14 protein-coding genes and 1 pseudogene are annotated in these 22149 nt (G+C 56.5%); 9 read left to right on the plus strand and 6 right to left on the minus strand.

Annotated elements, in window-relative coordinates:
* Nucleotides 1–737: pseudogene (locus tag VEV40_RS05885) on the plus strand (hypothetical protein); the annotation flags it as partial.
* A 99-nt stretch (nucleotides 738–836) separates the two neighbouring features.
* Here the strand turns inward: VEV40_RS05885 and VEV40_RS05890 are convergent.
* The gene (locus VEV40_RS05890) at nucleotides 837–2219 is read right to left on the minus strand and encodes an amidase (protein WP_324830835.1); all 1383 of its coding nucleotides are present in this window, start codon (nucleotides 2217–2219) and stop codon (nucleotides 837–839) included.
* A 22-nt stretch (nucleotides 2220–2241) separates the two neighbouring features.
* Here VEV40_RS05890 and neuC point away from each other — a divergent pair, with 22 nt between their 5' ends.
* Together neuC and aceE are read left to right on the plus strand one after the other, a co-directional pair.
* Nucleotides 2242–3402 carry a UDP-N-acetylglucosamine 2-epimerase gene (gene neuC, locus VEV40_RS05895; RefSeq protein WP_324830837.1) on the plus strand — a complete coding sequence of 387 codons (1161 nt, stop codon included), beginning with the start codon at nucleotides 2242–2244 and terminating at the stop codon, nucleotides 3400–3402.
* A gap of 142 nt (nucleotides 3403–3544) precedes the next feature.
* Nucleotides 3545–6220, plus strand: coding sequence for a pyruvate dehydrogenase (acetyl-transferring), homodimeric type (gene aceE / locus VEV40_RS05900; protein ID WP_349255854.1), 2676 nt, complete (start codon nucleotides 3545–3547; stop codon nucleotides 6218–6220).
* Nucleotides 6221–6444: 224 nt separating this feature from the next.
* Here the strand turns inward: aceE and VEV40_RS05905 are convergent, their stop codons facing one another.
* Nucleotides 6445–6660 carry a helix-turn-helix transcriptional regulator gene (locus tag VEV40_RS05905; RefSeq protein WP_414637810.1) on the minus strand — a complete coding sequence of 72 codons (216 nt, stop codon included), beginning with the start codon at nucleotides 6658–6660 and terminating at the stop codon, nucleotides 6445–6447.
* Nucleotides 6660–7121, minus strand: coding sequence for a hypothetical protein (locus tag VEV40_RS05910; RefSeq protein ID WP_324830838.1), 462 nt, complete (start codon nucleotides 7119–7121; stop codon nucleotides 6660–6662). Before VEV40_RS05910 ends, VEV40_RS05905 begins: the two co-directional genes overlap by 1 nt.
* Before the next feature lie 632 nt (nucleotides 7122–7753).
* Between VEV40_RS05910 and VEV40_RS05915 the strand changes: the two genes are divergently transcribed.
* The 5 genes from VEV40_RS05915 (at nucleotide 7754) to VEV40_RS05935 (ending at nucleotide 16603) form a co-directional block, all read left to right on the plus strand.
* Nucleotides 7754–8371, plus strand: a complete 618-nt coding sequence (locus VEV40_RS05915) for a hypothetical protein (protein ID WP_324830839.1) — start codon at nucleotides 7754–7756, stop codon at nucleotides 8369–8371.
* Nucleotides 8372–8527: 156 nt separating this feature from the next.
* Nucleotides 8528–10057 carry an alpha-L-fucosidase gene (locus VEV40_RS05920; protein WP_324830841.1) on the plus strand — a complete coding sequence of 510 codons (1530 nt, stop codon included), beginning with the start codon at nucleotides 8528–8530 and terminating at the stop codon, nucleotides 10055–10057.
* 166 nt (nucleotides 10058–10223) lie between these two features.
* Nucleotides 10224–11084 carry a hypothetical protein gene (locus VEV40_RS05925; RefSeq protein ID WP_324830842.1) on the plus strand — a complete coding sequence of 287 codons (861 nt, stop codon included), beginning with the start codon at nucleotides 10224–10226 and terminating at the stop codon, nucleotides 11082–11084.
* 904 nt (nucleotides 11085–11988) lie between these two features.
* Nucleotides 11989–16449, plus strand: coding sequence for a DEAD/DEAH box helicase (locus tag VEV40_RS05930; RefSeq protein WP_324830843.1), 4461 nt, complete (start codon nucleotides 11989–11991; stop codon nucleotides 16447–16449).
* Complete coding sequence (locus tag VEV40_RS05935) at nucleotides 16424–16603, plus strand: DUF5522 domain-containing protein (protein ID WP_324830844.1); 180 nt, start codon at nucleotides 16424–16426, stop codon at nucleotides 16601–16603. The genes VEV40_RS05930 and VEV40_RS05935 overlap by 26 nt, the downstream gene beginning before the upstream one ends.
* Nucleotides 16604–17311: 708 nt before the next feature.
* Here VEV40_RS05935 and VEV40_RS05940 read toward each other — a convergent pair.
* The 3 genes from VEV40_RS05940 to VEV40_RS05950 form a co-directional block, all read right to left on the minus strand.
* Complete coding sequence (locus VEV40_RS05940) at nucleotides 17312–18667, minus strand: toll/interleukin-1 receptor domain-containing protein (RefSeq protein WP_324830845.1); 1356 nt, start codon at nucleotides 18665–18667, stop codon at nucleotides 17312–17314.
* A gap of 421 nt (nucleotides 18668–19088) precedes the next feature.
* Nucleotides 19089–19679, minus strand: a complete 591-nt coding sequence (locus tag VEV40_RS05945) for a protoglobin domain-containing protein (protein ID WP_324830846.1) — start codon at nucleotides 19677–19679, stop codon at nucleotides 19089–19091.
* 29 nt (nucleotides 19680–19708) lie between these two features.
* A complete protein-coding gene (locus VEV40_RS05950; protein ID WP_324830847.1) occupies nucleotides 19709–20110 on the minus strand; it encodes a DUF1801 domain-containing protein in 402 nt (133 codons plus the stop codon).
* Between the two features lie 332 nt (nucleotides 20111–20442).
* Here VEV40_RS05950 and VEV40_RS05955 point away from each other — a divergent pair, with 332 nt between their 5' ends.
* Nucleotides 20443–22080 (plus strand): GH39 family glycosyl hydrolase, encoded by a 1638-nt coding sequence (locus VEV40_RS05955; RefSeq protein WP_324830848.1) that lies wholly within the window; start codon nucleotides 20443–20445, stop codon nucleotides 22078–22080.
* The last annotated feature ends 69 nt before the right edge of the window (nucleotides 22081–22149 follow it).

Below are 22149 nucleotides of genomic sequence, written 5' to 3' on the forward strand. Positions count from 1 at the left end.
CGCCGTTCGTCGAAGCGCAAATGCCGAATGGAAGCTGGAAGCGCATCATCGACGACATGGGATTCCCCGCAGGGCTTCCACGAACCATCGTGGTCGATCTGACCGGGAAGCTGCCGCAGGGCGCGCGCCACATCCGCATCAAAACCAACCTTCAGATCTATTGGGACCAGATACTTATCGATAACGGCCCGGAAATGGCAGGAAACACTCGCCGCACTGAATTGCCCTTATCTATGGCGCACCTCGCCTTCCGCGGATATCCTCAGCAGGTGGACGGCAAAACCCCCGGTGACCTGACCTATCACTACGACCGCATCAGCGCGACTGGCCCGTTCCAGTGGCAGCGCGGCAGCTACACAAAATACGGCGACGTGACTCCGCTGCTCCGTCAGATCGACAACCACTACGTCATCTTCGGCAGTGGCGAAGAAATAGACGCAGAGTTCAGCAATGCATCATTGCCGCCGCTTCCAGACGGCTGGAAGCGTGATTACTTCTTCTATGCCAACGGCTTCGTCAAAGACATGGATTTCTACGAGGCAATGCCATTCACTGTTGCCCAAATGCCTTTTCACGAAATGAGCACATATCCATATCCGGCGAGCGAGCATTACCCGGAAGACAACCGCTCATTGAAGTACCGGCTTCACTGGAATGACCGCTTCGAATCCGGAGATCGTATGCAGCGCTTCCAATTCAACTACAAGCCAACGGAGTCGCAGCCGACTACGCACTAGACGGCAGTATTGACGTACCAAATTGAATTGTCATCCCGGAGCACAGCGTAGCGGAGGACCTGCAGGTTATGTTTGGCCAGGCAAATCCATAACCGCAACCTACACAAGCGGCGGCGGCCGATACCCGAATTCACTTTCAACCGCACGAGCCACCGTAAGCACAAGTTCATCCTCGTACGGCCTGCCCGCGATTTGAACGCCGATAGGCAGGCCCTCACCAGACTGCCCAACCGGAACCACGGCGGCAGGCGCTGCCAGCAAATTCAACCACTGCGTAACCCGCATGGCATCCAGATAATGCAGTTCGCGGCCTTCGACTATCCACCTACGCTCGCCGTGTCGAAACGCCGGAATAGAGCAGACAGGTAGTAACAGCAGTGGGAATTCCTGCATTTCAGCGAGAAGCTGGCTGCGAACAACATCGCAATCTGACCATGCCTGCAACAGAGATTCCGCTGTCAATGGAGATTGCGCGCCTGCAATCTCAAGAAAATTTTGAAAAGTAGGACTCAGTTCTTTCTCTCGCCCGGCAATCAAAGGTGCGTAAAACATCGCTCCGCATTGAACAAAAAAGATATGCCACAGCTTGCGCGCTGCTTCTAAAGCCGATGGCCGGAATGGCCGCACCTTAAAGCCCTGCCGTTCAAGCGCCGCCGCAGCGCCACGCACAGCCTGGCGCGTTTCCGGAGTGACCGGAACCAGCCCATCATCCTCAAACCAGCCAATTGGAACCCGCCTGGCATCAGCAATGGAAGCGCCGCGCAGACCAACCGGAGCACCAGATGGGTCAGCCGGATGTGAACCTGCGATCCTGAACAGCAACTCAACATCAGCAATCGTGCGCGCCATCGGTCCAATCGCGCCCAGAATCGAAAACGGTCCGGTGCATGGCGGCAGATGTCCCGCAGAAGGCACGCGGCCCGAAGTTGGCTTGAGCGCGCAGATGCCCGAGAAATGCGCCGGCTCTCGCACTGAGCCGCCGCTGTCGCTGCCCAGACCTCCGGCCGACAACCCGGCGGCAATGGCCGCCGCCTCGCCTCCGCTTGATCCCCCCGCCGTCCGGTCCAGCGCCCACGGATTGTTCGTCTTCCCGTAGAGCAGATTGTCCGTCTCATAGGCCATCAGCAGTTCCGGACAATTCGTCGTCCCTAGAATCACCGCGCCCGCATTGCGCAACCGCGCCACAGCCTCCGCATCCTGCTTCGGAATCTGCCCGCGATGCAGCACGCTGCCAATCTCGCAGCGAAATCCTGCAACAGAAATCGACGACTTCACCGTGAGCGGCAACCCACTGAGCGGTCCATGTTTTACATCACGCGCCTGCTGGCGTGCCCGCTCCGGATCGAAATCGGCCAGAGCATTAAGGACAGGGTTCAGCCGCTCAATGCGGGCAATATGCTCCTCGACCAACTCAAGCGGAGAAATCTTTCTCTTCTGCAAAAGAGCAAGCTGCTCGACCGCCGGAAGAAGGGCCACGCTCATAGAATCAATCTATAGAAAGCACATGAAGAAGACCATCGCAGTTGTAACCACTTCCCGCGCGGATTACAGCCACCTTTACTGGCCTCTCAAAGACCTTCAATCGTACCCCGATGTTGAGCTGAAACTCATCGCGCTCGCATCGCATCTCTCACCCGAGTTCGGCAGCACGGTGCGCGAGATTGAAGCTGACGGTTTTCCCATTGCCGCAAAACTGGAGTGCCTTCTAAGCTCCGACACCGACATTGGCATGGCGAAGAGTATCGGCCTCGGTGTTCTCTCGCTCGCGGATGCGCTCGGGCAAATGCGCCCCGACCTTCTGCTGCTCATCGCTGACCGCTACGAGATGCTGGCCCCCGCTTCCGTCGCGCTCGCCCTACGCATCCCCATCGCGCACATTGAAGGAGGCGAGATCAGCGAAGGCGCCATTGACGACGCCGTTCGCAACGCTCTCACCAAGATGAGCCACATCCATTTCACGTCCACCGAACTCGCGCGGCAGCGGGTCATTGGCATGGGAGAAGAGCCGTGGCGCGTGCATCGCGCAGGCGCGCCATCACTCGACCACCTGCGCCGAAGCCGTCTTCTCACGCGCGAAGAGCTGGAACAAAAGCTCAACCTCGACCTGACCCAGCAAAGCATCCTGATCACCTATCATCCTGTGACCATCCTCCGCGATACCACCAGCGAAGCTGATGCCCTCTTCGCCGCCCTCGGACAGCTTCCGAATCAGCTCATCTTCTCCTACCCCAACGCCGACGCCGGCAGTCGCATCCTGATCGAGCGCGCGGAAGCGTTTCTCAAGGACCGCGGCAACGGCCGCATATTTGTAAACCTGGGTGCCGTGACCTACTGGAGCCTGCTGCAGCATGTGAGGCTCATGTTGGGAAACTCCAGCAGCGGCATCATGGAAACCGGTTCCTTTGCGCTGCCGACCGTGAATGTCGGCATGCGCCAGCAGGGAAGAGAACACGGCCCGAATGTGCTGCACGCCCAACCATCTGTCGAATCCATCCTCGACAAGATTCAGGAGGCGCAAAGCCCCGCGTTTCTCCAGACCATCAAAGGAATGACCAACCCATACGGCGATGGCCACGCCGCAGACCGGATCGTAAGAGTCCTGACCACTCTGCCGCCTCCGGAACAGCTATTGCTGAAGCGCGGTGTGCCCACAGGCTGCCCATAAGCGCGGAGCAGGCCAGAATTATCCGTGTCCCTGCGGCGGCGTGGCGCAGTGGCGGATATTCTGCGAAAATTATCAGTTGGGCATTCAAGCGCAGACCTCTAATACCAAAGAGTCACTGCGTTCCAAGGGGAAAAGAACTTCTATGGCTATGAAACTGGCAGTTCCCGCCCAGGTGGACTTTACCGAGGAAGTTGCGGAGTGGATTGAGGCTTTCGATCAGATCGTCGTCGACGAAGGCCCGGAGCAGGCCGCCGAGCTAATACAAGTACTGCGGCAGCGCGCGCGCGAGGCCGGCATCAACACTCCCGGCGAAATTCGCACTCCCTACCTGAATACCATTCCCAAACACGATGAAGTTCCTTATCCGGGTGACCGCCAGATGGAGCGCAAGGTCGAAGCCCTTATCCGTTGGAACGCTATGGCCATGGTCCACGGCCAGAACAAGAAGGACGCGGGCATCGGCGGCCATATCTCCACTTATTCGTCCCTCGCCACGCTACTCGAAGTCGGCTTCAATCATTTCTTCCACGCTAAATATGGAGACCAGCCCGGCGATTTTGTCTACTTCCAGGGCCATGCCTCACCCGGCGTCTATGCCCGCGCCTATCTTGAAGGCCGCCTGAACGACGACCACCTCAAGAATTTCCGTCACGAACTGCGCGAGAAGCCCGGCTTGTCTTCGTATCCGCACCCGTGGCTCATGCCGAATTTCTGGCGTTTCCCCACTGTCTCAATGGGCATCGGGCCGCTCAACGCCATCTATCAAGCGCGTTTCATGCGCTATCTCGAAAACCGCAACCTTATCGAGAAGACGCCGCGCAAGGTTTGGGCCTTCGTCGGTGACGGCGAAACCGATGAAGTCGAGACTCTCGGCGCAATCAGCATGGCCTCGCGCGAAAAGCTCGACAACCTCGTATTCGTCGTCAATTGCAACCTGCAGCGGCTCGACGGCCCCGTGCGCGGCAACAAGCGCATAATTGACGAATTGGAAGGCATTTTCCGCGGCGCTGGCTGGAATGTCATCAAGGTGATCTGGGGCTCCGACTGGGACGCTCTCTTTGAGCGTGACCACAAGGGCCTGCTGCTCAAGCGCATGGAGGAGTGCGTAGACGGCGAGTACCAGGCATTCAAGGCCAAAGGCGGAGCCTACGTTCGCAAGGAATTCTTCGGCAAATACCCGGAATTGCTCGAACTAGTCAGCGATATGACCGATGAGCAGTTGGCGCGCCTGCACCGTGGCGGCCACGACTCCGTCAAGGTCTACAACGCCTACAAGCGCGCCGTGGAACATCGCGGCGGCCCGACCGTCATTCTCGCCAAAACCGTCAAGGGCTATGGCATGGGCACTACTGAAGCGCGCAACGCCGCGCACCAGGAAAAGAAGATGACCGACGACGCGCTTACCACGTTCGTCAAGCGCTTTGACATTCCGGTGCCCGAGGAAGCTGCCAAGTACGGCACGCCTTACAAGCCTGCCGACAACGCGCCCGAAATCCAGTATCTGCACGAGCGCCGCAAGTCGCTGGGCGGCTACATGCCGCACCGTGAAGTGCCGGAGATGAACTTCAAAGCACCAGAGCTGGATTACTTCAGCGAATGGACAGCCGGTTCCAAGGGACGCGCCGTCTCCACCACCATGGGCTTCGTCAGCATTCTGCGCCATCTGCTCAAAGACCCCAAAATTGGCAAGCTTATCGTGCCCATCGTTCCTGACGAGGGCCGCACCTTCGGCCTCGAATCCGCCATTCGCCAGGTCGGCATCTATGCCGCCGAGGGCCAGAAGTACAAGCCGCACGATGTAGATATGCTGCTCTACTACCGCGAAGAACAGGACGGCCAGATTCTCGAAGAAGGCATTACTGAAGCCGGATCGATGGCCTCCTTCACCGCTGCCGGAAGCGCCTACTCCAATTACCGTGTGCCAGCTATCCCGTTTTACATGTATTACTCCATGTTCGGCTTCCAGCGAGTCGGCGACATGGTCTGGGCCTTTGCCGATTCGCGCGGCAAGGGCTTCCTGATGGCAGGTACCGCCGGCCGCACCACCATGTTGGGCGAGGGTCTCCAGCACCAGGATGGTCACAGCCATGTTCTGATGAGCGCCGTGCCTACATGCCTCAGCTATGACCCGGCCTATGTCTACGAGCTCGCCGTCATCCTGCAGGACGGCGTCCGCCGCATGTACCACGAAAACGAGCCGGTCTTCTACTACATCACCATGTACAACGAAGACTACGCCATGCCCGAAATGCCTCAGACAGAAGGTGTGCGCGAAGGCATCGTGCGCGGCATCTACAAGTTCAAGAACGCCATTAAAGGAAAGTCCGACGCGCATCTCTTCGGCAGCGGCCCCATCCTCAACGAGGCTGTCCGCGCGCAGCAGATTCTCGCTGAAAAATACGGCGTCCAGACCGACGTATGGAGCGTGACCAGCTATAACGAACTGCGCCGCGAAGCCCTCTCCGTCGAGCGCTGGAACCGTCTGCATCCGGCCGATGCCGAGAAAACTCCCTACATCGTGCAGGCACTCAAGAGCGCAAAGGGTCCCATCATCGCCGCAACCGACTACATGAAGGCCGTCCCCGACCAGCTTTCACCCTGGCTCGGCAACCGCCTGGTGACACTTGGCACCGACGGCTTTGGCCGCAGCGACAACCGCGAGCACCTGCGCGCGCACTTTGAAGTCAACGCCGAATCTATCGTGGCCGCCACGCTCTCAAAGCTAGCCCGCGACGGAAAATTCGACGCGAAAAAAGCCCAGGCCGCTTTCAAGGAACTCAACGTAGACACCGAAAAGATCGACGCAGCCAGAGCCTGAACGCCTGGTCTGCGTCAGTCTGTTATTGCAAGCTAATCTCTAAAATTGTCATCCTGAGCGGAGCGCCTGAGCGCGGGTCGAAGGATCTGTTTTTCGCCGGTCGGCAGCACGAAAAAGGGTGCCCCATTCTGTCGCGCATTCTGCGACAGGGTGGGAAATCACAAATTTACTCAGGCACAAACCGAAGATTGGCTTTATCCCCTGTCACTCCCGGCGATCCGCCTTCAGCGCCTGCCGCGAGGCTCATACTGGAAACATTCTTCGAGCGTGACGCCAAGCACCCTGGCCACCTTGAACGCCGTCTCCAGCGAAGGCGAGTACTTGTCCTGCTCGATTGCGATCACCGTCTGCCGCGTGACGCCAATCTGATCGGCCAGTTCCTGTTGTGTCATCTTCCGCTCGGCTCGGAGTTCCCGAATCTGGTTCCGTATCGAAGGCATCAGAGCGCTCTCCGGTAAGCCACAATCTGCGCGGCCGTCTTCGCAATGTCCGAGATCACCAGCATCCCGAAGAAGGCGCTCAGAAAATGAAGCCCAACCCACCGGCCTTCCATCGAAAGGTGGCCGAACGCCGAGTGAAACCACAACATGCCCAGCCCCAGAACCATCAGGGACGCGAGCGTAAAATAGCCCACACGATACCCGCGCAACTCGATCAGGCGGTCCCGCTCGTCCGTGATGCGGTTGCGCGTCAGGGCCGCGATGATCGATTGCAGAATGATCTGCAGCACAATAATCCCGATAATCATGCCGGCAACCTTATTTACTGAGTTCTGCCTGTGCAGAAAGAAATAAGGGCCATACACAACTAGCTCCGCCACCAACGAAGCATAAAGTGATTTCTCCCGATACGAAAGACTGATCGCCATCGCGATTCGCTCCATGTCAAAAATATTTGACATCACAAACCATACTGACTCTCGCAATTAATGTCAAATATTTTTTACATCGAGCAGATGCCCTTATTTTGTCATCCTGAGCGTAGCGCGTATGCGCGAAGTCGAAGGATCTGCTTTTTCTAAGCAGCCGTACGAAAATGGGTGCCCCATTCTATCGCGTACTTTGCGATAGAGTGGGAAAGCACGAACCCATCCCGGACAATGTCATCCTGAGTGGAGGCTGCGATGCAGCCGGAGGCGACGGACCTGCGGTTTGCCAGCCAGAGTATGACCGAGATCCTCGACGCGTTTTCCGCGTGCTTGGGTGAGAAAAATGGCGCCCCATGTCGCGCACTTTGCGACAGGGTGGGAAAGATAGACTCAAACACGATTGTTAGCAGCTAATTCGGGTAGAAGTAGGTATCAGCATGAAATCGCATACCATAGACGTAAGTCTCACAGTGGCAGATAAAGGAGAACATCGTGTTTCGGGCGGAATTACCTCGGCTTTATGAACTGAGAGACTGTATCGCTGACCGACGTCTCCCGATGCCTATTTCCGTGATTTCGATCAAAACCTTGCGCGGGATGCTCACGTCAAGGATTGTTATCTGCGACAGGAGCGGACGCTGCAAGGACTTGACGATGAAGCCTGGGTGCATCTGAAAGGAAAAGCCCTCCCGCGCCTTATCGCACGAGATAAGAGAGGTCGTGGATGGCACCAACTTTTCGATGCCCTCCACGAGGCGCGGGCCTACAACTACCTAAAATCTAGCGGCTGTACGAACCTTCGCTTCATCCCGGAATCAAGCAAGAAAACTCCAGATCTGGAAGGTTCACTTGCTTTGGACCGCGTGCTGTGCGAGGTCAAGACGATTAATATATCGGATGAGGAAATGGCCTTCCGAACAGGTCCTCCGAAAGCCCGTTCATTTCCGCTTACTCTTACGGCTGGATTCCTGAAGAAGATACATGCGACAATTGAAACCGCCAAACAGCAACTGTTAACGTTTGACGATGGCTATGCGGCCGTTCACTTTGTCTACCTCAACGTATCTTTTGACGATTTCCTAGCCGAGATCAAGGAAGCGTACTTCAAGCAAATTGATGATGATTTGGCCAAAGCACCGCTGACAGGCATCAGGCTTGTCATCTGCAATGACTACACCCCGTTCTATACACCGCTTAAAATGCGTTTTGCGATGTGGACAACATCGGCTAGGTTTCCTCGATTCGCACGTTTGACGCCCCTCGTCATCGTTCTCCATGGATAGGTTCTTAAGAAAGTAAATGTGCTTGGAAATGCCAAGAAAGCTCCGCATAAAACCCACGATCGGCTACAAAAATCATAATTCACAAATAAAAATACCCTTGACAAGTCGCACCTCCATCCAGAGGATTCGTATTGCAATCTCAAACCACGAGGCCCAATGCGCGAACAAATCCCCGGAATCGAAAACCCTCTGAGCAGACGCAGTTTTATCAAGATGGCAGGAGCGGCCGGCATCGTCGCCGGAACAACGTCCATGGGCCGTTATCTTAATGCCCAGACCTATCAGCCCACATGGGAGAGCATCGACGCGCGGCCAACGCCTGCGTGGTTTACCCACGACAAGTTCGGCATCTTCATCCACTGGGGGACATACTCCGTCCCCGCCTATGCTCCCGTCATTCCCGGCAAGCTTGCCTATGCCGAGTGGTACTGGCACCAGATGACTGAAGGTCGCGACAACCCGAAGGCAAACGAGATCGAAAAAGGCACATGGGAGTTTCACAAAAAATGGTACGGCGCCGACTATCCCTACCAGAACTTCGCGCCGCACTTCAAATGCGAGCTGTTCGACCCCGATCACTGGGCCGGCGTTCTCGCAGGCTCTGGCGCAAAATACGTTGCGCTTACCTCCAAGCATCATGAAGGCTTCGCGCTCTGGCCCAGCAGGGAAGCAACGGCAACATGGGGCCGTCCTTGGAACGCCGCCGAGATTGGCCCGCATCGCGACATCCTGGGCGATCTCTCAGAGGCCGTCCGCAGCAAAAACGTGCGCATGGGTTACTACTATTCGCTCTATGAGTGGTACAACCCCATGTGGCTCTATGACAAGCAGCGCTATGTCCGCGAACACATGTTCCCCCAGTTCAAAGACCTCGTCACACGCTACAAGCCATCCATCATTTTCAGCGACGGCGAATGGGATCTTACTTCAGCCGAGTCGCACACACCCGAACTGCTCGCGTGGCTTTTCAATGAGTCGCCTGTAAAAGACGACGTCGTTATCAATGATCGCTGGGGAAAAGACTGCCGCCACAAGCACGGCGGCTATTGGACAACGGAATACACCTCCGGCATGAACGGCATGAACCATCCCTGGGAAGAAAACCGGGGCATGGGCGTGAGTTTCGGCCTCAATCGCGCCGAGCTGCTCGACGGCTATCACACCGGGCAGGAACTCATCATCATGCTCTCCGACACCGTGAGCCGCGGCGGAAACCTTATGCTCGACATAGGCCCCGCCGCCGATGGAACCATCCCGCTCCTCATGGAAGAACGCCTCGGCGAGATCGGCAACTGGCTCAACGTCAACGGCGAAGCCATCTACGGAACAAAGCCATGGAAGAACACGCGCCAGTGGAGCGCCGGCGAGATTCCGCAGGCAAACTACAACGGCGAGTACGACAGCGCCTACGACATCTCAAAGCTGACCCTGAAACCGGAAGCAGGCAAAGCCTCCGTCGATGCTCTCTTCACGACAAAAGGAAATGACCTTTACGCGATTCTGCCGCGCTGGCCCGGCTCCAGTTTTGAATTGAAAGATGCCGCTGGCGTAAAAGCCGTCACGCTACTCGGCGACGCAGCTCCATTGAAATTCAAACCAGGCAATCGCGGCACGATCATAAGTTTGCCTGACCTCCCGGCAAACCTGCGCCAGCAGCCCGCATGGGTGCTTAAGGTTTCATTGTGAGGTCACACCGCTCTAAAATTCCCTGAGCAGCGCTGGCGCTCACTCTCGCTTCGCCTTCGCATACCTGCCCTTCCGCAGTACCATCGGAGGATAGAAAATCCATAAGGATTTCTTAGCCTACGCAGGCCGGCTCCTAATGGAGGCGAAGCCCTCACATGGAATAGACATGAACGACTTTCTTCATTTTCTTACTCAGCTATTTGATAAGATACCCGCCACATTTTGGGGTGTCGTAATCGGCTCGCTGTTCACTCTGGCGGGCGTTTATTTCACCAATCGAGCTGGCGACCGCCGCCTGAGAATACAACTCCAAAACGATAGGGAGTTAAAAAATCGCGAACGGGAAATGACGTTCAGAAAAGATACCTACGCAGCAGCGGCAGAGGCGATTTCAGTTTCTATGAGCGCCCTTTCCAAATTGAGCGATTTGAGCTTTTCGCTGAAGGAAGTTTCGGCAATGTACCTTGATAAATCTCCCGTCCTCGCAAAGGTCAACCTCGTCGCCGGTGAAGCTACTATACGTGCGCTCGCCAAGTTCGGAACGGAGTTCACGGGCGCCTTTTTTCGTTTGACGCAACAACGACTGGCCCTGAATTTCCTGCAAGAACAGATTGCGGTAAAAGCTGCATTACTTAGAGGGTTTGAAAAGACACGGGACGCAATGATTGAGCTTATGCAGCACCACAATATTGAAGGTGTTCAGGATACGCGCAGATTTGAAGCGATACAGAAAAACTATGAATTTGAGGTAGACCGTATCACGACGACAAACCAAGAACTTCAGGGGATGATCGACGAACTCTCTGCAAAGCAAATTCCCTTTGCACGAGAATGCTTCACAGAATCAGCACGGGTCAATCAACTGACTGTCCCTTTACTGATCGCAGCCCGGACGGAGCTAGAGCTCCCGATCAGCACGGAGCAATATGCTGAGATTCTTAATCAAACCCGCTCGGAACAAGAACGGCAGCTTGATGAGTTTACTAGGAATATTGCTGCCCTGAGCGCAGCACCACCGACTCCGTAGTAGAGAGCAAGTCAAAATGAACCCTGAAATCTGGGCCTCCGCAGTCGCGAAGCTCAGTATAAAAGAGAGGAAGGATCCCCCCAGACTGTTGACAAAGTCGCTGTTTCGTAAGGGCACAGCTTTAGCTGCGCCGCAAATGCTGCAACATGAATGGGCTTTAGCCCCTGGGGTAACGCGATTCTTTGCTGACACATGTTTGTCAGCAATCTTGATGATATTTATCGCGGAATTCCAATCCTCTTCGGGGCGATGATCGGGAAAGGAACCCTCATCGAATGACTGAAGAATCTGCACATTTTTGAGCAATTTTGCACGATTTACATACTTAACTTCGCATAAATAACTCCCTTTGAAGCCGTCCGCCTATAAAGGAGGAGAAGGACCCTCCCAGGATTGATGACAAACTCCAATGTTTTGAAGGGGCCCGGCTTCAGCCGGCCGTAAGCCTGAAATGAGTGCGGCTTCAGCCGCCGAGGGATGGTTTCCCTTATTACTTCAACTTTGTCAGCAATCGGAGGAGAAGGATCCTCCCGGAAGGCTGTGGAAAACTTTTGTCAAGCCCCCCAGGGTTTATCAGTCCGTAACTCACACATTTCAAAGCTAAAACCTGGTCAGCCGAACAGACATACTATTGCGCTCAAATGCTATAATTGACTTGAGACCACTGAGCGCCTGCTTTTCAAAGCGGGCGTTTTCAATTTGCTGGAGGCAATCCCCCGCTAAGTGATTGAAAACACTAGGAAGCCATTAACCCCAATAGAATCAAGCCGATAGCAGGGGATAATCCCCCGCTATGTTGTTGAAAACACATGAAAACTTACCTCCTGAACCGGGGGTAGGGACTCCGTCAGCACGGCCTGACCCACAGGCGAATAAGAAACGAAAATCGCGCTAGAATAGGCCAATGGAGCTCCCGCCTGCCGAAGCCGAGCTGGCAATTCCGGAAAGCCTCCTATGGGCGCATCCGGTCGTGCAGGAATGGTTCGTCCGCAAGTTCGGCACGCCCACAGAGCCGCAGGAAAAGGGCTGGCCGCACATCCTTGCAGGCAAACCAACGCTCATATCAGCGCCCACCGGCTCCGGCAAGACGCTGGCTGCATTTCTCATCTGCATCGACCAGCTCATCCGCAAAGCGCTCGAAGGCAGACTTGGATCAGCGACAGAAGTCGTCTACATCTCGCCGCTGAAAGCGCTGTCCAATGATGTCCAGAAAAATCTCGAAGCGCCGCTGAAAGAAATCCAAAACCTGGCTTTAGACTGCGGCTATCTCTCACCGCAGATTCGCACCGCCGTCCGCACCGGCGACACGCTGCCCGCCGAACGCCAGCGCATGTTGAAGCAGCCGCCGCACATCCTCGTCACAACGCCCGAGTCGCTCTACATTTTGCTCACAGCGGAAAAGAGCCGCAATAACCTGCGACAGGTGCGCACGGTGATCGTCGACGAAATCCACGCCGTGGCGGACGACAAGCGTGGATCGCATCTGGCGCTCACGCTGGAAAGACTCGACGCGCTCGTTTGCGGCGAAAACCGCCTCTCAGTAGGCGACTGGATTACCGGCAATAATGAAGCGCCGCAGCGCATCGGCCTATCAGCAACGCAGAACCCGATCGAGTTGGTAGCTGACTTTCTCGGCGGCAGCCAAGGATCGAGCGTCGAGATAGTTCAAGTAGGACGGCACCGCGCTCTCGACCTTGCCATCGAAGTTCCCGACGAGGAACTGGGCGCAGTTGCGAGCAACGCCATCTGGGACGGCATCTACAAGCGCCTCGCAGGACTCGCGCTGGAGCATCGCTCAACGTTGGTCTTCGTGAACACCCGCAAGCTGGTCGAGCGTCTCGCCTTCGCCATGGCTGGACTGCTTGGAGAAGAAAACGTCGCCGCGCACCACGGAAGCCTCTCGCGCAAGCTGCGCCTCGAAGCAGAACGCAAACTAAAACAGGGCGAAATCCGCCTGCTGGTAGCCACAGCCTCACTTGAGCTCGGCATCGACATCGGCAACGTTGACTTGGTCTGCCAGATCAACTCGCCGCGCGCCATTGCCGCAGCCATGCAGCGCGTGGGCCGCGCAGGACACTGGCGCGGAGCAATCCCCAAAGGCCGCTTCTTTGCGACCACGCGCGACGATCTGATGGAGCACGCGGCGCTGGTCCGCGCCATGCGTTCCGGAGTGCTCGACCGTCTGGAGATTCCGCCGCAGCCGCTGGATGTGCTGATGCAGCAGATCGTCGCCGCCTGCGCCGCCGAGCCGTGGGAAGAGGACACGCTCTTTGATATACTGCGGCGCGCGCTGCCTTATCGCGAACTCATCCGCAATGAGTTCGAAGAAGCGCTGTGTCTTCTGACTGACGGCATCGAAGCCAGCCGCGGGCGTTACGGCTCGTATCTGCTGCGCGACCGCGTGCATGGTCGCATCCAGGCCCGTCGCGGCGCGCGCACCATTGCCGTCTCGAACGGTGGCACGATACCGGACACGGCCTTATATGCCGTGATCGCCGAGCCGGAAGGCGTGCAGATAGCAACGCTCGATGAAGACTTCGCCATTGAATCCATGGCCGGCGACATCATCCTGTTGGGAAATACCAGTTGGCGCGTACAGCGAGTCGAAAGTTTTGCGGGCCGCGTGCTCGTCGAAGACGCCCACGGACAGCCACCGAATGTGCCCTTCTGGCGTGGCGAAGCTCCGCAGCGGACAGTAGAGCTTTCGCAGTTCGTCTCCGAGTTGCGGGAAGAAATAGACCGCCGGACAAAGGACGTTCTGCCCGGCTACATCAGCCAATCAAATCCCGAGGTTGCGGAAACAGTCGCATGGCTCAAGCAGGAATGCGGCCTCGACGACTCCGGCGCGGAGCAGTTAATCGGCTACATCGTTGCGGGCCGCGCCATACTCGGCACGGTGCCGACCCTTACGACGATTGTCGCCGAGCGCTTCTTCGACGAAGGTGGAGGCATGCAGCTCATTCTGCACGCACCGTTTGGCGGGCGCATCAACAAGGCGTGGGGGCTGGCGCTGCGCAAACGCTTCTGCCGCGGCTTCAACTTCGAGCTGCAGGCGGCTGCCACTGACAATGGTCTGAACATCTCGCTCGCGGAACAGCACAGCTTTCCCCTGAGCGATGTCTTTCAGTTCCTTACCGGGCAGACCGTCACCGAACTGCTGGAACAGGCGTCGCTGGCGTCGCCTATCTTCAAGGCGCGATGGAAGTGGGATGCCGGACGCAGCCTGCAACTGCTGCGCTTCAAAAACGGTAAGAAGATTCCACCGCAAATCCAGCGGACGCGCGCCGACGACCTGCTCGCCAGCGTCTTTCCGCAGGTCGCCGCCTGCCAGGAAAATATCGAAGGCGATATCCAGATTCCGAATCATCCGCTCGTGCGCGAGGTGATGAAGGACGTGCTCGGCGAGGCGATGGATCTGGAGGGGCTGAAGCGTGTCCTTGCAGACATGGACTCCGGCAAAATTCGTTGCGTGGCGGTCGATACGGCGACGCCATCGCATTTCGCGCACGAAATGCTGAACGCGAATGTCTATGCCTTTCTGGACGATGCACCGCTGGAAGAACGTCGCGCCCGCGCCGTAAACATGCGCGGCATGTTGCCGGACAAGCTGCTGGGTGAAGCAGGAAGGCTATCTCCGGAAGCCATTGCTTCCGTCCGCGAGGAAGTTTGGCCCGATATCCGCGACGAGCACGAACTGCACGATCTGCTGTGCTCGCTGGTCATCGTTCCCTCGGATATTTTGTCGCAGCCCTATGCGCGTGACTGGGACGTATTCTTTTCGCGGTTGGAAGAGCAAAGGCGCGCGGTGCTTGTGTTCAATGGCAGCCGGAGCTACCTGTGCGCGACTGAACGAGCGGAATGGCTGCGCTTGCTGTGGCCGGAGATGCGGTTGACTGATTCGCTGGATTTCGTATATGTATCTGTATCAGTTACGGATACAGATGAAGTTCTCCGCAGGGCAGTGCAGGGCTGGATGGCCATTCTCGGCCCGGTCTCATCGCGCTCGCTGGCCGAGAGGCTCGGCTGTCCCGCACACGAAATCTGGAAGCAGATGCTGCGGCTGGAGATGACTGGGACAATTCTGCGCGGCGTCTTTGAGGGCAGGGGCAATTTGCAATCGCTGGCCGACGAAGGCGTGGAGTGGTGCGAACGGCGCCTGTTGCAGAGGATTCACAAACGCACACTGGTTGCACTGCGCAAGCAGGTAGAACCGGTATCCCCCTCGCTTTTCATGCAGTGGCTGCTGCGATGGCAGCATGTGGCTCCCAACACCCAGCTTTCCGGGGAGGCCGGGTTGCTCGAAGCTCTTCGATCGCTCGAAGGCTTCGAGGCTCCGGCGATTGAGTGGGAGCGGTCGATTCTGCCGCAGCGGGTGGCGGGGTATGATCCGCGTTGGCTGGATGCGCTGTGTCTGTCGGGTGTGGTTGGATGGGGACGGATTTCGCCGCATCCGGCATTTGAATCTATAGAATCTGGCGGTCCGCGCCGGGTGGTGCCGACGAGCATGGCCCCGGTGACGTTCTTCGTGCGCGAAGAGGCGCTCTGGATGGATTTGTGCCTAGCGCAAAGGCGGATTCCTGAAACCTGCCTCACGGCTTGTCTTAGCGATCTTGCCGGGCGTGTGCGTGACATTCTGTCTACCAGCGGGGCGATATTTGCGGGCGATATGGTGCGCAGATTAGCCGTTCGTGCTGCCGAACTAGACCTTGCGCTGTGGGAACTGGTCGCAGCCGGAATGGTGACAGCGGACGGATTCGACAGCCTGCGAATGCTGATCGATCCACGCAGGAAGCAGACTGCAACGCGTATACGCGTAAAGCAGGCGGCTGGACGTTGGAGTCTCTTCCGCTCCCCAGATGATCAGACAGTAGACCGGCACGAGGCAGAGATTGAATCCGCCTGCCAGATGCTGCTGGCCCGCTATGGTGTTGTCTTTCGCGACCTGCTGGAGCGGGAGACGACAGTTCCACGCTGGCGCGAACTGCACGGGTTTTTGCGGCGCATGGAAGCGCGCGGTGAAGCCCGCGGCGGACGGTTTGTCTCCGGATTTGGCGGCGAGCAGTTTGCGCTGCCTGCGGCGCTCGATTCTCTGCGTGAGGCGCGCCGCGCCGGGATCAAACTGGAGTCGGTCACAGTGGCAGCTGCCGATCCGTTGAACCTGATCGGCATTGTTGTTCCGGGCGAGCGGGTTGCTTCGGTCGCCGGAAACCGCGTGACCTTTGATGAAGCTGTGCTCATACCGCTTGATATCAAAACGGAATCCACTGCTGATCCCAGGTCCTCTTCGCGGACCTGGGGCACCCAGAGCTCCACTTTCCTGCCTCTGGCAGAATCCAGCTATGAGCAGCAGCCCCCCACAGCCTGAACCAGCGCCTCTGGTTGAGGGCGTGGACTACTACATGGATGGGCCTTACCTCGTCTTTACCGAGACTTATCATCTCAAGCGCGGGTACTGCTGCCAGTCCGGATGCCGGCATTGTCCCTGGCGCGAGACGGAGGCTCTCGAAGATGAGATGTGACCCCCTCCCCTCCTTTTTTACGGAGATCGTTTATTTTCAGCAGTTTACGCTGCTGATTCTGTACGGAGATCGTTTAGAATCAGCTGTTTGCGATTGACCATATTTACTATTAGCTAACCCAAGTCGCCCGCATCTTGCTAAGTGCTATTTTTAACAGGTACTTGCATGATATCTTTTCCTGCCAAAAGGAAAGCCCGCCTCGTTTAGGGCAGGCTTTTCTCACTGATTCTATTTTAGCAGTTTAGCCCATAATTGCAGGCCAAGCTTCCGCTCGTTTTTGTTCTTTGAAATGTGCGGGTTAGAAAAAGCTTTTGGATTTGGGGCTTGACATGCCATTCTGTGGAAAAGCCAGTGGGCGAGGTTTTTGCGGTTATTAGATCTAGACCCTAGTAGAAAAATCGTACATTTAACGTGGAGTTAAGTGCAGATTTTGTGTCGTAGAGCAGTTTTTGTGTGGCGGGCTTTTGCGACGCGAATAAGCTGGCGCATCGGTACCCGACGCACGTCGAGAATGATCCGCTGCGGTCTTCGACCTGCGCGCTTTGCCTGCGGCAGCAAGGTATGCCATCTTTCGACGGCGTCCTTTTTTCACAGGGCTGAAGCCCTGTGCTTCTACCTAGCCTTGCTGCGCGAGGCGATTCTATGTCTCAAGAATCGAGACCTTCGGCCGCGCTCAGAGCAGGGAGTGCAGCAGCCGGCACGCTGAAACTAAGGCGCCTTGACTTGAGTTCCGTCGACTACTTTGATGTTAAACGGCATAAACACCGGCGCATTTTTCCCTTTGATGGTATAGGTGCCTGCCTGCAATGCCTGCTTCATAGCGCCGCATTGGTAAGTGACAAGCTGCTCGCCGCGAAAGATGTCCCAACAGTCGGACCCGGACCAATTGAAGTCGAAGGTCCCTCCCAGATCAATTCGTGTTGAAAAACCAGACTTAATGGTCACCTCGAATGGCATAAACACCGGCGCATTTTTCCCTTTGATGGTATAGGTGCCTGCCTGCAATGCCTGCTTCTTAGCGCCGCATTGGTAAGTGACAAGCTGCTCGCCGCGAAAGATGTCCCAACAGTCGGACCCGGACCAATTGAAGTCGAAGGTCCCTCCCAGATCAATTCGTGTTGAGGAGCCGGACTTGATAGTCACCTCGAAAGGCGTGAACACCGGCGCGTTTCTTCCTTTGATGGTATAGGTGCCTGCCTGCAATGCCTGCTTCATAGCGCCGCATTGATAAATCACGAATTGCTCGCCGCGAAAGACATCCCAACAATCGGGCCCGGGCCAATTGAAGTCGAGACCTGTTGATGCGTCAGCACCGCCGGAACCAGAAGTTGCTGTTTGCGAGCTTGCCGATTCAGCAATCGGACTAAAATGGGGCGTTGGCGAGGAGGCGGGAGAAGAAGCTGCCGATGTTGATTGGTCGGCCTCTTGCCTAATCTCTTTCTGATTCTGCCCTTTCAAATAAAAGATTAATCCAGCAATTCCAGCGGCTAGCGCTATCGCCGCCACCGCAACCAGAAGTTGAGGTCTCTTGAACGATCGGGGCGCAGCTGAAAACTTGGTGGGGGCATCGGCCTTAATGGGCGCATGGACTGAAGTCGCCTCCTGTTGCTCACTCAGACCCAGCCGCTTGATCATCTCATTTACATCGGATTCCCATGTGCTGTGGCCAAGCTCGAATCCATTGCGGTATGCCAAATCCTTGATGTCGTCGGGTAATCGCTCGGGTGCAGGCATTTGTGCTCCCTGCAGAAGCACCGGAGTTACGGGAATGTTGCGCTTGAGGGCGGCAGCGATTTCCTGACGTACAAGGTCATTTGGATTCTCTAAACGGCGATGTCCCGAAACATCCTTGACGTCCAGCCAACCCGGGCCAATAAGTGCAAGCATGAGTTCGCAGGATTCTAGGCGCTCCTGGACAACCTGACGGAAGTCACGCCCCAAGGCAATGCTGTCCACGTCCATGAACACTGAATCTTTTCCAATGAGTTCCACCAGTTGGATGTACAAGGCTCTGGCTTGGCCTTCGGAGTCCCCCCTTCGGTAACTTACAAATATGGCGCCCATACCAGCCTCCTGACTGCAAAACTAAGCCAGAAATCTTTTGATGGGTGTTCCAAGAAAACAGTCTTACTCAATCAGAGTTGTAACCGAGTTGTGATTGCCTCGGCAAACAAAATTTAGGTGGTCCGGCTCTCAATGAGCAGGCGCCCGAGTCAAGCTTGTTCAGGTGGAGCGGGTTCGCAGCTAAGCTTTGTACATGCCCTAAACCTGAGGGCGATTTCATGAGTCGGGACAAGCGCGCCATGGCAGCTGTGGAGCTACGCCGCACGCCCGAAGACCAGCTCTCAGATGTCGGATTGTATGGTTTTTCGTTAGCGTCATGAAACTGGCCTATACAAGCCAAAATCAGGCTTGTATAGGCCAGCCACCAGATCGACATTCCTGGTACGCTGCCTGAATGAATCTGCGAGCGCCGGTAGATCTCTTACCACTCGGTGGATGTGTATGCTTTCGCCCACAGGGCCAATTGCAGTTGCGCGGACTTACACCACGCCTTGTGCATCTTGTCGACCTCCTCAGAGGGATGTCCCTTCGCGGCGAGATACGGTTTGATGGTCTCGTTCATCACGGCGATAAACGCGATGATGTCGCGCAGCGGTACATACGGTGTCGAACGAACCCCGTCAGCCTTGTTCTTTTTCAGGCTGGTGTGCCGTAGCGCGATTTCCTGTTGATAGTTGAGCCAGTCCTGATCATAGGGGCGCAGGCAGGTGTCCAGAATCCATTGCTGAAAACGGATGTTGCTTTTCGCCAGATAATCCGGGAGGGCGTTGCCCTCAGGCGTACGGGAATGCCGGGCGAGGTTGGGGATGCTGGCGATGATGCCGCTGCGCCAATGCAGCACCACCTGCCCGGTCTGGTCTGCGAGCACTTCACCTGCCAGCTTCAAGTAACGCTGGTCGTCCTCTGAAAATCCCACGCTCACTTTCAAATCCTCCAGCTCATGCATGGAGACCGGTGATGCGGGAAGCTCGGTCGATCCGTAAGCGTATCCATGGATATGTTCGGCCGCCATCTTCATCTGGCTATTGTAAGTTCTTTGGCCTAGCCGTTTTCGACGCGCGCTTTTATATCCCAGTACGCTGTCTCGATGAGTTTGCTCAGAGCTGCGGCGTTTGTGGCTGTTCCCGGTCTCAGCTTCACATGACGCATGAATTTGCCGGAGCCTTGCAACAGACGGGCCGGATCCGGCAGGGATGCGCCCTGAAAGAAGCCCACATTTACATGCGAAGTGAATACATTGACATAGCCGAAGGGCGCGTCTCCGAGGCAAGCGACTGGACAGCCGTCATGCAAGAGCTCGCGGACTTCATCGCCGCATTTTCGCATCACCTCAAACCATTGATGCGCGATGTCTCCTAATTCGCCGGCATGCCCCTTCATCCACGCATCGATGGCAGGATCGCGCTCGACAGCGCCGTTGAATCGCAGCAAGTCCGTTTTCATCGCCGCTCCGGTTTCTGCTTTCGAAAATCTTCTCTGATAACACACTCTACCGCTCATTATGCGGGGCGCACGCTTAGGATGCTCTGATTAAGTTAGGAGACGTTACCTCAGGGGCTAAAGCCACTTTGATATTGCAGCCTTTTCGGCATGGCTAAAGCCATGCCCTTACGGAACGTTGGCTTAATCAAAGATTCTGTAGCACTAAAGGCGTGCCCTTACGAAACGTTGGCTTAGGCAGAGATTCCTTGGCATAAAATCAGATGACATCGCAGGGAAACATTCAAATTCTGCTCTCTACTATGCGCAAATTGGGTTTTCTGTTGGGGATTTTATTGTCTGGTTTGGCGTGCGGAGCGCAGATCCAGGCCCGCGTCAGCGTTGATCTGGCTGCTTCTGAAGGGCCTTACACACCGATATACAGCTGGTTCGGCTACGACGAGTCGAATTATACGACGACAAAGAATGGGCAGGCGCTGCTGCGGGAGTTGCATGATCTGAGTCCGGTTCCGGTGCATATTCGCGCGCATTTTTTGCTGGCTTCCGGCAACGGGAAGCCGGAGTTGAAATGGAGTTCGTCCAACGTCTACACCGAGGACGCGAAGGGCAATCCCGTTTATAGCTGGACGATTCTTGATGGAATTTTCGACGCCTATGCGGCGGCAGGTGTGCGGCCGATGGTAGAGCTGGGTTTTATGCCCGAGGCGCTGTCGAGCCATCCGGAGCCGTACCACATACCCTGGCCGACGAAGCCGGGCGACGTGGAGGGGTGGTCGTTTCCGCCGAAAGACTATGCGCGCTGGGGCGAGCTCGCGTACCAGGTGGCAGCGCATATGGCCGCGCGCTACGGCAAGGACACGGTTGCGACGTGGTACTGGGAGGTGTGGAACGAGCCGGACATTTTTTACTGGCGCGGAACGCAGGAGGAATACAACAAACTCTATGATTACGCCGTTGCCGGAGTGAAGAAGGCGATTCCGAACGCGCGCGTAGGCGGCCCGGCGACGACAGGGCCTGTTCCGGGCAGCCATTCGGGGCAGTTTCTGGAGGCGTTTCTGCTGCACTGCGCGAACGGCAAGAGCGCGGCCACGGGAGGGCCGGTTCCGCTGGATTTTATTTCGTTCCATGCGAAGGGAAGCCCGATTATTGTTGGTGACCACGTTCAGATGGGTCTGAATCACGAACTCGAGAACGCGGCCACCGGTTTTGAGATTGTACGGAAGTTTCCGCAGTTTGCGAAGCTGCCGGTGATTTTGAGCGAGGCTGATCCGGAGGGATGCGCGGCGTGCTCGTCGCGGAAGTATCCACATAATGCGTACCGCAATGGCACGCTGTATCCGTCGTATACGGCGACGGCGATGAAGGCGCTCTTTGAACTTAAGGACCGCTACCAAGTGGACCTGATTGGAATGCTGACGTGGGCCTTCGAGTTTGAAGATCAGCCCTATTTCGACGGCTTTCGTGCGCTCTCGACCAATGGGATCGACAAGCCGGTGCTCAATATATTTCGCATGGCTGGGTTGATGGCGGGCAACCGGGTCAAAGTGGAAAGCAGCGGCAGCGTGCCGCTCGACGACATTCTGAAGACAGGCGTGCGGCAGCAGCCCGATGTGGATGCACTAGCTACTGTTGGTAACGGTCAGGCTGCGGTGATGATCTGGAATTATCACGACGATGACGTGGCCGGTCCTTCTGCGGACGTGGACTTACAAGTGAAAGGGTTTGCGGCGGCTGCGCATCGCGTGCTGGTCGAGCACTATGGGATTGATGACACGCACAGCAACGCCTACTCGGCGTGGAAGCGGATGGGATCGCCGCAGGATCCTACGCCTGAGCAATATGCGCAACTGCAGGCGGCTGGCGGATTGCAGCTTGAGGGCCCGCCGCAGTGGATGGATGTGAATTCGGATTCGGTGCGGTTGAATTTTTCGTTGCCGAGGCAGGCGGTTTCACTAGTGCGGTTTTCGTGGTGAGTGATTTATAGCATACTGTTTCCCACGAGGGAACGGAGTTGAGCCGCATATTGAACGAACCCATTCTTG

The sequence above is a fragment of the Alloacidobacterium sp. genome, assembly GCF_035631355.1.
In the GTDB taxonomy this organism is placed as follows: Bacteria; Acidobacteriota; Terriglobia; order Terriglobales; family Acidobacteriaceae; genus Alloacidobacterium.